General features: G+C 42.7%; 11 protein-coding genes. 1 reads left to right on the forward strand and 10 read right to left on the reverse strand.

All coding sequences use genetic code 11. From position 1 onward, the window contains the following. Nucleotides 1-17 precede the first annotated feature (17 nt). From fadR to zapA, 8 genes are all read right to left on the reverse strand, one after another. Nucleotides 18-602, reverse strand: a complete 585-nt coding sequence (gene fadR / locus C6W21_RS08750) for a fatty acid metabolism transcriptional regulator FadR (RefSeq protein ID WP_003216590.1) — start codon at nt 600-602, stop codon at nt 18-20. A gap of 168 nt (nt 603-770) precedes the next feature. Further along, the gene (locus C6W21_RS08755; RefSeq protein ID WP_106050017.1) at nt 771-2492 is read right to left on the reverse strand and encodes an AMP-binding protein; all 1722 of its coding nucleotides are present in this window, start codon (nt 2490-2492) and stop codon (nt 771-773) included. Nucleotides 2493-2593: 101 nt separating this feature from the next. Beyond that, complete coding sequence (locus tag C6W21_RS08760; protein ID WP_106050018.1) at nt 2594-3049, reverse strand: immunity 63 family protein; 456 nt, start codon at nt 3047-3049, stop codon at nt 2594-2596. A gap of 162 nt (nt 3050-3211) precedes the next feature. Then, nucleotides 3212-3616: a DUF350 domain-containing protein gene (locus tag C6W21_RS08765; RefSeq protein WP_007501637.1), complete on the reverse strand. Its 405-nt coding sequence runs from the start codon at nt 3614-3616 to the stop codon at nt 3212-3214. Nucleotides 3617-3630: 14 nt separating this feature from the next. Then, entirely contained in the window at nt 3631-5988 is a 2358-nt protein-coding gene (locus C6W21_RS08770; RefSeq protein WP_106050227.1) for an endonuclease MutS2, read from the reverse strand. 21 nt (nt 5989-6009) lie between these two features. Then, nucleotides 6010-7722: a DNA polymerase/3'-5' exonuclease PolX gene (gene polX, locus C6W21_RS08775; protein ID WP_106050019.1), complete on the reverse strand. Its 1713-nt coding sequence runs from the start codon at nt 7720-7722 to the stop codon at nt 6010-6012. A gap of 114 nt (nt 7723-7836) precedes the next feature. Further along, nucleotides 7837-8370, reverse strand: a complete 534-nt coding sequence (locus C6W21_RS08780) for a CvpA family protein (protein WP_106050020.1) — start codon at nt 8368-8370, stop codon at nt 7837-7839. 7 nt (nt 8371-8377) lie between these two features. Further along, complete coding sequence (gene zapA, locus C6W21_RS08785) at nt 8378-8635, reverse strand: cell division protein ZapA (protein WP_012010831.1); 258 nt, start codon at nt 8633-8635, stop codon at nt 8378-8380. Nucleotides 8636-8769: 134 nt separating this feature from the next. On the opposite strand from zapA, the gene rnhC reads away from it, so the two are divergent. After that, nucleotides 8770-9693 (forward strand): ribonuclease HIII, encoded by a 924-nt coding sequence (gene rnhC, locus C6W21_RS08790; RefSeq protein WP_106050021.1) that lies wholly within the window; start codon nt 8770-8772, stop codon nt 9691-9693. A 39-nt stretch (nt 9694-9732) separates the two neighbouring features. Here rnhC and pheT read toward each other — a convergent pair whose 3' ends face one another. Together pheT and pheS are read right to left on the reverse strand one after the other, a co-directional pair. Further along, a complete protein-coding gene (gene pheT, locus C6W21_RS08795) occupies nt 9733-12147 on the reverse strand; it encodes a phenylalanine--tRNA ligase subunit beta (RefSeq protein WP_106050022.1) in 2415 nt (804 codons plus the stop codon). A 15-nt stretch (nt 12148-12162) separates the two neighbouring features. Beyond that, nucleotides 12163-13197 carry a phenylalanine--tRNA ligase subunit alpha gene (gene pheS, locus C6W21_RS08800; RefSeq protein ID WP_106050023.1) on the reverse strand — a complete coding sequence of 345 codons (1035 nt, stop codon included), beginning with the start codon at nt 13195-13197 and terminating at the stop codon, nt 12163-12165. Nucleotides 13198-13458: the final 261 nt, after the last annotated feature.

The following is a 13458-nucleotide window of genomic DNA, read 5'->3' on the forward strand; positions in this document are numbered from 1 at the left end:
CCTTTTTCACATTGTCTTTAAGATTGATGAATTCCGTTTAAGAGTAGATCACGTACGTTTTCTGCGAGTGCTGGAAGATCATACTTTTGATCATTCATGACCCATGTTGTCGCGGTTTCATCAATTGTCCCAAATACCATTTGTCTCGCTAAGCGGACATCTAGATTTTGTCGGAATTCTCCTGTTTTCTTTCCTTCTGCTAAAATCGACTCGAGCATATTTAAATACCCTTTCAGCACCTCATTGATTTTTTGCCGCAGCTCAAGGTTTGACTGCCTGAGTTCGAGCTGTGTCACAAGAGCCAAATGATGATTTTGCGCAAGCATTCGAAAATGCTCCTCAATGAGCAGTAGAAGCTTTTCTTTCGCCGACGGTTTCTTTTGAATATCTGTTTCCATCCGTTCGATGAATTGTCCCATTTTTTCTTTGAATAATGAGATCAAAATATCCTCTTTATTTTTGAAATAAAGATAAATGGTTCCGTCTGCTACCCCTGCTTGTTTCGCAATCTTTGAAACTTGTGATTGATGATAGCCATTCTCTGCAATCACCACAACTGCTGCATCAATAATTTGCATGTACTTCGGTCTTTTCTGCTTCAATGTGCTTCGTCCCTTTCTGAATTGAATGAGCATTCATTCATAACTTTATGTTAAAAAGAAACGGACGATTTGTCAAGTGACCTTCTGCTTTCTTTTCCACCTTTAGCATACCAGAGCAGACGGCCAACATTCAAATCATCCGGCCGATGGACCGGATGATGCAGGCCGTTATGCCTTAGGTTGATCGGCAGGCGTTTCAGATGAAGAAGCGTGCTTTCTTTTTTCTTCTTCAATTAATACTCTGCGCAAAATTTTCCCGACGGCTGTTTTAGGCAGTGACTCTTTAAATTCATACACGCGCGGTACTTTAAATGAGGCGATTCTCGTTCTGACAAAGCGATCAAGTTCATCCTCTGTTAAGCAGGCATCCTTTTTCGGCACAACAAATGCTTTCACTGTTTCTCCTCTGTACGGATCTGGAATACCTGCGACGACGACTTCTTGTACAAGCTCATGCTCATAAAGGGCTTCTTCGACCTCTCTTGGGTAAATATTATAGCCGCTTGCAATGATGACATCTTTTTTCCGGTCGACGATATAGAAAAAACCGTCCTCATCCATATACCCTATATCTCCGGTGAAAAACCAGCCATCTCGTAATACAGCCTCTGTCTCCTCTGGCTGATTCCAGTATCCCTTCATGATCTGCGGCCCTTTGACAATGATTTCTCCATGCTCATATGGTTCTTTGAGGCCTCCAGTTTCCTCGCAATAAATACCGGCATCTGTATTAGGCCACGGACAGCCAATGCTGCCTGTTTTGTTCGCTCCCCATAAAAAGTTAGCATGAGTGACAGGTGAGGTTTCTGAAAGACCATACCCTTCCACTAAGCGTCCTCCTGTTAATTTTTCAAAGCTTTGTTTGACTTCTACAGGAAGTGCCGCTGAGCCGCTTAGGCATGCAGTGATGGACGACAGATCATACTTTTCAATGTTCGGATGATGCAGCAAGGCGATATACATTGTTGGTGCACCTGGAAATAGCGTCGGTTTCTGTTTTTCAATGGTTTTGAGGGTATCTGCGACATCAAAGCGTGGAAGAAGAATCATTTGATGCCCTTCTTTGACAGCAAGGTTTAAGACGGTCGTCATTCCGTATACATGAAAAAACGGAATGATGCCGAGGATGCGTTCTTTCCCCCTGGTCGTTTTATACATCCAGGAAGCGCACATTTCCGTATTCGCTAAAATATTTTCATGTGTGAGCATGACCCCTTTTGGTAAACCGGTCGTTCCGCCTGTATATTGCAAAACAGCGATATCCACTTTCGGATCAAAAGCAAGTGCGGGAATTTGCTGTTCACCTGGCGATTCTTTCATGATCTGCGAGAAGTGATGAATGGTGTCATTTTTCTCCACTTGGATGACCATTTTATTTTTTCTTCTTTGCACAATAGGAAACAGTATGTTTTTCGGGAATGGTAAATAATCTTGTAGTTTGGTCATAATCAAGTGCTCCATACTTGTCAACGCTTTCATTTTATGAGCCTTTGGATACAACAGATCTAGCGTGATCAATACTTTGGCACCACTGTCTTCCATTTGATATTCCAGTTCTTTCTCCGTATAAAGCGGGTTCGTTTGAACAACGATACCGCCTGCTACTAAAACAGCATAATAAGAAATGACCGATTGAGGGCAGTTCGGCAGCATGATCGCTACTCTGTCTCCTTTTTTCACACCAATTTTCATCAGATGACTGGCTAGTTTCAATACGTCTTCTTGCAGCTGTTCATAGGTGATGTTCTTTCCTAGAAAATGAATGACTGTACGCTCAGGTGCAGCCTCTGCGGAGCTGAATAAGTAAGATTGTAATGTTTCATTTGGGATGGTGAGTTCGTGGGGAATTTGATTCGGGTAATGCAGAAGCCAGCGTTTATCTGACTGCATAAAAACCCTCCTTCCTGAACTTTCGTACTATTTTATTATAGCAAACTTTTCCTTAGGACAGTTTGCTTTTTTCTAATAGAGCTTGGTTCAATTGCACACGCTTACTTTTTCACCGGTGTTTCTATAGAGGCTCTTTTTCCTTCATGATGCCACTGTTCATATAAACCGCCGATTGCACGAAATGACTCGTTGACTCTTTCCACGATCTGTTGATGGATACTAGGGTCATTCGGTAAATGCGTCTGGATGTTGTCGACTTGATGCTTTCTCATCATGTCAATGTAAACCGTGAGAAAAATGGTGTCTTCTAAAATCCAGTAAATGACTTCATCCGCCACTTTTGTTCTTTTATGCAGCATTTTCATCCCTCGTTCATATTGAATGAGGAAATAGCCACTCGAATCGATCTGAATATAGGGACTCAAATCATTAAAAAATCCTGACGTTTGAAATGGACGTGCAATATACGGTTCGTATATGTCTCTTGGCAGGGATGTCATTTGAAGACATGTATCAATACGCTTGATCAGTTCGTCTTTTTGCGGAATTTGCTTCATGTCATTCGCCGCCTTTGATGAGATAAAAGCTGCCAAGGGGTTCCCTGACAGCTTTCTAACGTTGTTTTCTTCATTTCACAGGAACATATAAACGGCACCAATGACCGCAAAAGTGCAGGCAACTACGATTAATACTTTTGCTAGCTTTTCCATGTCGTCTCCTTAAATGCCGGCTGCTACTACGTAAGACAGCCCAACTGAAATGATGAGTGAAATAAACCCGACCGCTCTATTATCATTCTCAATCTCTTTGTCTACTTTAAAACGCGGTGTTAAAAATTCAAAAATGAAATAGCTGACAAGCAGCATCACAAAGCCGTATACGCCCCATCCAACCATTTGAAGAAGGGAATTGTGCTGTGCGATGGAATGCTGAAACACATTCGCAATCCCAAAAATCTTCCCGCCTGTTGCCATGGCAACAGCTAAGTTCCCCCGCTGGATCTCTTCCCAGTTTTTATAGGAGGTGACAAGTTCAAAAATGGTTAGAAATAAGACGAGACATAGAACGGCCACGCTGTAATAGGCGGCAATTTCAACAAGTTCATTTTCCCAAAAGGCTTTCATGCGTTTTCTCCTTTTTACTTTAATTCGACGATGGTGACGCCTGATCCTCCCTCACCTTGTTCGCCAAAACGAGCATTTTTCACACTTCGGTGCTGTTTCAGTAATTCCTGAACCCCTTTTCTAAGGGCGCCAGTTCCTTTTCCGTGAATAATTGACACGCGCGGATAACCAGCTAATACAGCATCATCTAAATATTTTTCGACTCTGCTTAAGGCATTTTCATAACGCTCGCCTCTTAAATCGAGCTCAAGCGAGACATGATAGTCTTTCCCTTTGACTGCCGTAATGGCTTTTTCTTGCTTAAATTCAGGTGCTGATTTGATAAATTCCATGTCTTTTTCTTTTACTTTCATTTTCAGAATGCCCATTTGGACACTCCATTCTTTGTCGCCTGTTTGTTCAAGCAGCGTTCCTTTTTGCCCGAAGGTGAGCACTTTGACTTCGTCGCCTGACTTCAGCTGTCTTACTGCTTTTTTCGCTGGCTCCGGCTTTTTCTTCCGGTCAAACTCAGGAACAGCTTCTTCAAGACGCTTTCGCGCATCGATGAGTTCATGCTCTTTGAATGAGCGGTGTTCACTTTTTAGCGAACGGAGCTCTTGAATGATATCTTCTGCTTCTTTTGCTGCTTGTTCAATTTTCTCTTTCGCTTTATGTTCAGCTTCTTCAAGCAGTTTGTCCTTTTGCTCATTCCATTCAAGAATTTGTCTTTGCAATTCTTTATGAAGCTTTTCTGCTTCTTTTCTATAGACTTCTGACTCATGCAGTTCTTCTTCTGCTTGTTTCTTGCTATCTTCTAATGAAGCAATCATTTGGTCTACTTCATTATGCTCTGCGTGCATATCTGCTTTTGCCCGGTCTATGAGGTGATCAGGCAAACCAAGACGCTTTGAAATTTCAAATGCGTTACTTCGTCCAGGCACACCGATGAGCAGGCGGTACGTTGGTGATAAGGTTTCAATATCAAACTCCACGCTTGCATTAGTGACGCCTTCCCGGTTATACCCATATGCCTTCAGCTCGGGGTAATGAGTCGTTGCGATGACACGTGCATTCGTTTGATGCACTTCATCTAAGATGCTCATCGCAAGTGCCGCACCTTCAGCAGGGTCTGTTCCTGCTCCTAATTCATCAAATAACACGAGTGAATTAGATGTCAGATGCTTTAAAATTTCTACAATATTGACCATATGAGAGGAGAACGTACTCAAGCTTTGTTCAATGGACTGTTCGTCTCCAATATCAGCAAAGACTTGGTCGAACACAGCCACTTCAGAGCCTTCTTCAACTGGAATATGGAGACCCGCCTGTGTCATCAGCGTCAGAAGACCCAATGTTTTTAAGGTAACTGTCTTCCCCCCTGTATTTGGTCCAGTAATCACGATTGATGAAAAATCTTTGCCGAGCTCAATATCATTAGCAACAACTTGATCCCGAGGCAATAGAGGATGTCTTGCTCGTTTTAAATAGATCTGTCCTTGATCATTCACAGCAGGCTTTGTGGCTTTTTCTGACTTTGCATATTTAGCTTTAGCAAAAATAAAATCTAGTGTCTGCAGCTCCTTTACATTGTGAAGCAGTTCCCCAATGTGCTCTGACACGCTCTCTGTCAGCATTTGCAGAATCTTTTCAACCTCTTGCTTCTCTTTTAAACGGGTTTGCTGCAAGGTGTTATTTACATCCACGACCACTTGCGGCTCAATAAAAAGTGTTGCCCCAGAAGAAGATTGGTCATGAACAATTCCGCCGTAATTCGAGCGGTACTCTTGTTTCACAGGAATAACAAACCGATCATTACGAATGGTGACAATTGTGTCTGACAGCATTTTCGAAGCCGATTGTGAACGAATCATCGATTCTAATTTATCACGAACCTTTGATTCTAGTGAGCGTAATTGAATGCGCAATGAACGAAGTGCAGGGGTTGCATGATCAAGCACTTCTCCATTATCACCAATACAGCTTTCGATTTCTTTTCTGATTTCAGGCAGTAATATCAGCGTCTCAGCATATGTATGAAGGCGCGGTATGTCTACTCCATCTTCATACATGGATGTGAGAAAGTGCTTCATATTTTTCACCGCATATAATAGTCCTGCGATTTCCATCAGCTCAGAAGGGCTTAATGTACTGCCGATTTCTGCCCGTTTAACTGCGCGTCTAATATCCGTTAACCCGCCAAATGGCGCAGACCCCTTTAAGCGGATCACATCTTGTGCTTCCGCTACCTCTTCCAGCAAATGCTGAATGGTTTCTATATCTGTCAGAGGTGTTAAATCCTGCGCTCTTTCTTTTCCTAATGTGGATGCGGTATAGGACATCACTTTTTCTTTTACTTTATGAAATTCTAATGATGCTAACACTTTTTGTTGCAGCATGGTCCAGCCTCCTAACGACTACCTGTCACGCGTTAAAAACTTTTTGATCTCGTTTAGAGTAAAAGTATTCACGACATTTGCTTTTGGTGTCCAGCCTTTTCTTGCAGCTGTTACACCGACTTCCATATGTTCCAGCATGGCGATGTTGTGCGCATCTGTATTGATCATGATGTTCACACCCGCTTCATTTGCTTTTATTAAATGCTCTGTTTTTAAATCAAGTCTTGACGGATTACTGTTGAGCTCAAGTGCAGTGCCCGTTTTCTTCGCAAGCTCTATGAGCTGATCTATATTTAAGGCATAGCCCTCCCGTCTGCCGATCAAACGGCCTGTTGGATGTGCAATTAAATCCACATGCTGATTTCGCAAGGCATTTTCAAGGCGTTCCATAATGACTTCCTCCGGCTGAGAGAAGCTAGAATGGATAGACGCAATGACAAAATCCATGTCTTTTAAAAAGTCATCATCATAATCTAACGATCCATCCGGCAGGATATCCATTTCGACCCCTTTGAAAATGTGAAAATGCTTGAATTCCTGATTAAGCTTGTCAATTTCTTTTGCTTGCAGACGCAAACGTTCTTTTGTTAAACCGTTGGCCACTTTTAAATATTGTGAGTGGTCTGTAATGGCCATGTATTCATAGCCTTTTGCGATACATGCCTCCGCCATTTCACGAATCGAGAATGCACCGTCACTCCATGTCGAGTGCATATGAAGGTCGCCTTTAATATCTTTCAGTTCTACAAACTGCATACTTTCTTTATACGTATCAATCTCCGCTCCGGTTTCACGAATTTCTGGCGGAATGAGCGGAAGTTGAAAATGCGCATAAAAAGCGCTCTCGTCTTCAAACGTTTTCACTTCTCCAGTTTCAATTGTTTCCACACCATATTCGCTAATGCGCTCTCCGCGTTCCTTCGCAAGCTGACGCATTCGAATATTGTGGTCTTTTGAGCCGGTGAAATGGTGCAGCGTAGTCGCGAATTGGTCTGATGTCACAAGCCGGAAGTCCACACTGATCTCAAAATCAAGGGCAAGAATGACAGATACCTTCGTATCACCGCTTGCGATGACATCTTTCACATCATCAAGTGCAACGAGCTGCTCTCTGACTTGCTCAGGATCATCTGTCGCAATGATATAATCTAAATCTTTGACCGTTTCACGTGCACGTCTTAAGCTGCCAGCTCTTGAAAAACGGATAATACCTTTCGTCTCTTCAAGCGCATGATCAATCCGCTCTGCCACATCTAATGCAAAGCCAATTGGGAGTCGTTCCGGCTGCTTTCCCGCTTCCTCAAGAGCTGCGAGAATCTTTTCTTCTGTTTTTTTGCCGAAGCCAGCAAGTGCTTGTACCTTTTCCGCTTCGCATGCTTCTTTTAGCGACTGTGCATCGTGGACGCCAAGCTCTTGGTAAAGCTTAGCGATCTTTTTCCCGCCAAGTCCTTGTAATTTTAAGAGCGGGACAAGTCCTTCAGGCACTTCCTTTTTTAATTGTTCGAGTGTTTCTGATTGTCCTTTTTCGATATACTCAGTGATCACAGCAAAGGTTCCTTTTCCAATGCCGGGTAATGCTAATAGATCATCTATTTGAGAAAGGCTGCGGTCATCTTGTTCCAGTGCCGCTGCTGCTTTACGAAAGGCAGAAATCTTAAAAGGATTATCTCCTTTCAGCTCCATATATACTGCAATTGTTTCAAGAAGTTTGATAATATCTTTTTTATTCATCTCTCATCCTCCAGCCGCTTTGGCATCTTCCTTTATAAATATACAAACTTTTCCTTCGTCCTACAACTTTCTGTCATGGAATGAGAAAAAACTTCTCCAAGAAAGGAGAAGTTTTTAAACTCCATACGTCGTCCATAAGTCTTTGACAAGACTGGACAGATAAGGGGTGTTGCCTACGATCAATTCTGCTAATATGGATTTGCTCATCATTGTTTGCAGTGCATCAACTGGAAGTAATGCAGCGACAAACAAGAGAATAAACACAAATAGATAGGTTTCAAGAAATCCTAAAACACCACCAAGCAGTTTGTTGACCTGCTTAATCACAGGTATACTTGCAATGGTTGTGAGCAATCCGCCAATGATGGCGAGCAGGATTTTGGTCAAGATAAACAGAATGATAAACGCAATGGTATTATAATAAGCTGTTTCTAGATTCCCACTAAAGAAAGCGAGCTGCGCTTGACCGCCGCTAAAATCAGGTGCTGGAATCCACGTAAGCTGTGGTGCAAGTGACTGATAAAACATGGAAGCCACTAAGATAGAAACAACAAAGCTGATCAATTTAATAAATTGAAGAATAAACCCGCGTTTTAGACCGACAAGCGTTCCCATAAGAAGCAAAAACAAAATGATGATATCGATCACGGTAATTTCATTCCTTTTCTTTAAGCTGAATCTCTAGTTTTTCGTATTGCTCTTTTAATTTCAAGTAGTCGTGGACGACATTGACTGCTGTCAGTACAGCTAATTTGTTTATATCAAGGTATGGATTTTTTTCATTTATTTCTCTCATTTTATCATCAACAATTGAAGCAACGTGTCGCATATGCATCTTCGTTTCTTGACCGATGATCGTATAGGACTGTCCGTAAATCTCAACTGTTGTTTTCGTTTTACCGCCGTCAGACAACGTTTCTCCTCCATTCCACGAGAATCCTAGTCTCTATCATAACATGTTTAGACATTGAATGGAAAGACGAGCCCTTCCCTGTTATGGTACACTTTAGAAATCAATGATATCAAGGTAAAAAGGAGTTATCCACTGTGCCCCAATCCGTCTTAAAAGCAACATCAGAAGACCTTAAAAAGATGAAGAGCGCGTATGCGCACCATTTAACTGATACTTTACCACCAGGCGCCCTTTTTCAAGCAAAGGTTCCTGGCTGTACAATTACAGCCTATCGATCTGGAAAAGTGCTGTTTCAAGGACAAAAGGCAGAAGCTGAAGCCAGTCAATTCAGCCATTTAAAAACAGCTGATACGAAAAGTCAAAAAACACCTGCTGTCACAAAATACAGTCCGCCGTCAGGGATTGCTTCTATGTCCGTCATCGGTTCAGATGAAGTAGGGACAGGTGATTATTTTGGACCGATGACAGTCTGCGCCGCCTATGTTGACGCCAGCCAGCTTGCTCTCATGAAAGAGCTCGGCGTAAAAGACTCAAAAGGTCTAAAGGACCCGCAGATTATCAACATTGCCAAAGATCTCATCAAAACCATTCCGTTCAGCCTTCTTGTGCTCCGAAATGAAAAGTACAATGCGATGCAGGAAAAGGGCATGAGTCAAGGAAAAATGAAGGCGCTGCTTCATAACCAAGTCATCACCTCTGTGCTGGAGAAATTAGACGGGAAGCAGCCCGAAGCTATTTTGATTGACCAATTTGCAGAACCGGGCATTTATTTCAAGCATCTTGCAGGAAAAAAAATCATTCGGGAGCGGACGTACTTTAGCACAAAAGCAGAAGGCATTCATTTGTCAGTTGCTGCGGCTTCCATTATTGCAAGGTACGCCTTTTTAATTGAGATGGATAAGTTGTCAAAAGCAGCAGGCTTTGACATTCCAAAAGGAGCCGGTCCTCATGTGGACAAGGCGGCAGCTAAGCTCATCAAGCTGCACGGCGAAGATGCTTTACGTCAATTTACAAAGCTGCATTTTGCCAACACACAAAAAGCGAAAAAATGGTTATAAAAAAGAGCTAGGGCCCATAAGGCCATAGCTCTTTTTTCTTTAACCGCGCAAGACGGCTTGATACGTATCTTCTAATGCTTTCAATACTTTTGTATGAACAGACGTGACTTCTTCCTCTGTCAATGTTTGTTCCGGATTTAAATATTGGAGAGAGAATGCAACGGATTTTTTGCCTTCCTCCATATGTTCACCCTCATACACATCAAAGACGGATAGGTCTGTTAGTAAATGGCCGCCTGCTTCATAGATGACCTGCTCCAGCTGTCCGCTTGAGATATGCTGATCTACGACAAGAGCAATATCTCTTGTCACAGCAGGGAATCTCGGAATCGCTGTATATTTCATATCCTTCGATTCAGACGTCATCACATCTGTTAAATCAAACTCGAAGACATATGTTTCTTTTAAATCTAATTCCTTTTCAATGACTGGATGGAGTGCAGCAACAAACCCAATCACTTTTCCATTTAAATGAACATCTGCTGTACGTCCTGGGTGAAGACCCTCACGTTCTGCTTGAACATATGTGATTTGGTCTGATACACCAAGCTTTTCGAACAGACCTTCAGCAATTCCTTTTGCTACATAAAAATCGACGGCTTTTTTCTCGCCTTGCCAAAGATTTTTATGCCATAAGCCTATCAGCGCACCAGCGACATGCTCTTTTTCCACTGGTTTTGCTCCTTCAGCTTCTGCTAAGAACACAGAACCCGTTTCATAAAAACCAAAGGAATCAGCTTGTCTTGCCAAGTTATATGCAACAGAATCAAGTAAGTTTGGGAGAAGACTTTGTCTGAGCACACTTCGCTCCTCACTCATTGGCAGGGAAAGTATCGTCTTATAAGCTGGATTCAGTGCAAAAGCTGTAGACTTATGCTGATTTGTCAATGAATACGTGATCGCTTGAGAAAGACCTGCACCTTCTAAGAAACGTCTTACTTTTCTGCGCTTCACTTGGTATGGCGTGAGACCGCCAACTGTACCAGCTGTTGCAGGCAGTGTAGACGGGATATTATCGTAGCCGTATAATCTCGCAACTTCTTCAATGAGGTCTTCTTCAATCGTGATATCCATTCTACGAGAAGGAACCGTTACGACAAGAACGTCATTTGATTCGCCCACTGTAAAGCCCAGTTTGTTGAAAATTTGAATCATATCTTCTTTTGAAATGCTCATGCCAAGCACCTTGTTCACACGCTCAGTGGATACGTGGATGACATTCATACTTGTTTCAAGGTGGTTTTCCTCCACAGTCCCGCTTAGCACTTCACCACCTGCATAGAGGCTGATCAATTGCGCTGCTCTTTCGGCTGCAGATTTCGTACGCTGTGGATCAAGTCCTTTTTCAAATCGTGTGCTTGATTCACTGCGAAGCCCTAAATCTCTAGATGCTTGACGGACTGTTTGACCGTTGAAATATGCCGCTTCTAAAAGAATTGTTGTCGTCTCATCACGCACCTCTGATTCAAGACCGCCCATGACGCCTGCGACAGCGTGCGCTTTCGTCCCATTAGTGATCACTAGATGCTTTGATGACAATGTACGTTCTTGTTCATCCAGTGTTTGAATGATTTCGCTATCAGACGCTTTACGTACGACCACCTGCTTTGAACCAAAGCGGTCATAATCAAACGCATGAAGCGGCTGACCGTATTCAAGCAGTACAAAGTTCGTAATATCGACGACGTTGTTAATAGGGCGAATGCCTGCATTCATCAATCTTGTTTGCATCCAAAGCGGTGCGGGTCCAACCTTTACATGTTTAATGATCTTCGCTGCATAAAGTGGATTCGCTTCTTGATCCTCAATTTTCACAGAAATATAGTCTGCTGCTTTTTCTGAAGAGGTGTCATGTGCTGTATCAGGTAGTTTGATGTCTCTTCCTAAAATGGCTGCAACCTCATAGGCGACACCTAGCATATTCAGGGCATCCGCACGGTTTGGTGTTAAGCCAAGCTCAAGTACCGCATCGTCTAATTGAAGCGCCTGAAGGGCATCATCTCCGGGTTTGACGTCATTTGGGAAAACAAAAATGCCTTCTGCATATTCCTTTGGTACGAGTTTGCTTTCGACGCCTAATTCTTGCAACGAACAAATCATGCCATGAGACTCTTCGCCGCGCAGCTTTGCTTTTTTAATTTTAAAGTTCCCTGGAAGGACTGCGCCAACCGTTGCGACGGCCACATATTGTCCTTTATCTACATTCGGAGCTCCGCAAATAATTTGCACTGGAGCGTCTTCGCCTATATCCACAAGACATTTGTTTAATTTATCCGCATTCGGGTGCTGTTCACGCTCCATGACGTGTCCAACGACAACCCCTTTGATGCCTTCGCCTTTATATTCAACGGCTTCCACTTCAATTCCGCTTCTTGTGATTTTTTCTGCTAATTCATCCGGCTGAATGCCTTCTAAATCGACATAGTCTTCTAACCATTTATATGAAACAAACATGTTGATTTCCTCCTCTTAGTCCTGCTTGAATTGCTTTGTGAATCTAATATCATTTGTGTAGAAATGGCGAATATCATCAATGCCGTATTTGAGCATCGCAATCCGTTCAACACCCATTCCAAAAGCAAAGCCTTGGTAAGTTTCTGGATCAAATCCGCTCATTTCTAGGACATTTGGATGAACCATCCCAGCACCTAAAATCTCAATCCAGCCTGTTCCTTTACATACAGAACAGCCCTTTCCGCCGCATTTAAAGCAAGACACATCCACTTCGACAGATGGTTCTGTGAATGGGAAAAAGCTTGGACGGAGTCTAATTTCACGATCTTCACCAAACATTTTTCTTGCGACTGTCTCCAGCGTACCTTTCAGATCACTCATACTAATATTGTGATCGACAACAAGCCCTTCAATCTGCATGAATTGATGTGAATGAGTCGCGTCATCACTGTCTCGTCTATATACTTTCCCAGGGCAGATGATCTTCACAGGACCTTGTCCTTTATATTTTTCGAGTGTACGTGCCTGAACTGGTGACGTTTGTGTTCTGAGCAGTGTATCCTCGGTAATATAGAAGCTGTCCTGCATATCACGTGCTGGATGCTCCTTTGGAAGATTCAGCGCTTCAAAGTTATAGTAATCCGTTTCCACCTCAGGACCTTCCTCAACGGTATAGCCCATACCAATAAATAAATCTTCAATATCTTCGACAACTATCGTTAATGGATGTCTTGCCCCTATTTTGATTGGACTTGCTGGCAATGTAACATCAATCGTTTGAGACGCAAGTTTCTTCTTCACTTCTTCTTTTTCCAGCTGTTCATTTTTTTCAGCAATGGCACTTGCAATCTGCTCTCTCACTTCGTTTGCGAGTGCGCCCATTTTCGGTCTTTCTTCTGCGGAGAGCTTGCCCATTCCGCGAAGCACCTCTGTGATCGGCCCTTTTTTCCCTAAATATTGAACACGAATGTCATTGACTTCTTTGAGCGAGCTAGCTGCTTCAACTTTCGCTATCGCCTCTGTTTCAAGCTGTTTTAACGTTTCTTGCATGAGTGTAATCCTCCTTTTGATATACAAAACCGTCTAGATAAACGGCTGTTTGATCGTTTGAAGACAATAAAAAAACCCGTCCCTCTAAAAAAGAAGGGACGAGTTGTGGTCGCGGTACCACCCTTGTTAAGCACAAATGCATGTGCGAATAAGCTTCATTGACATAACGGAATCAAACGAATCCGGTTCACCTTTACGCAAAGCTTGCGGTCCCGGTGACAACTCCAGAGGTGAATTCCTGTTTCAGCATTCCTTAAATGC

It is taken from the genome of Bacillus sp. NMCN1, from assembly GCF_002998085.1.
Classification (GTDB): Bacteria; Bacillota; Bacilli; order Bacillales; family Bacillaceae; genus Bacillus.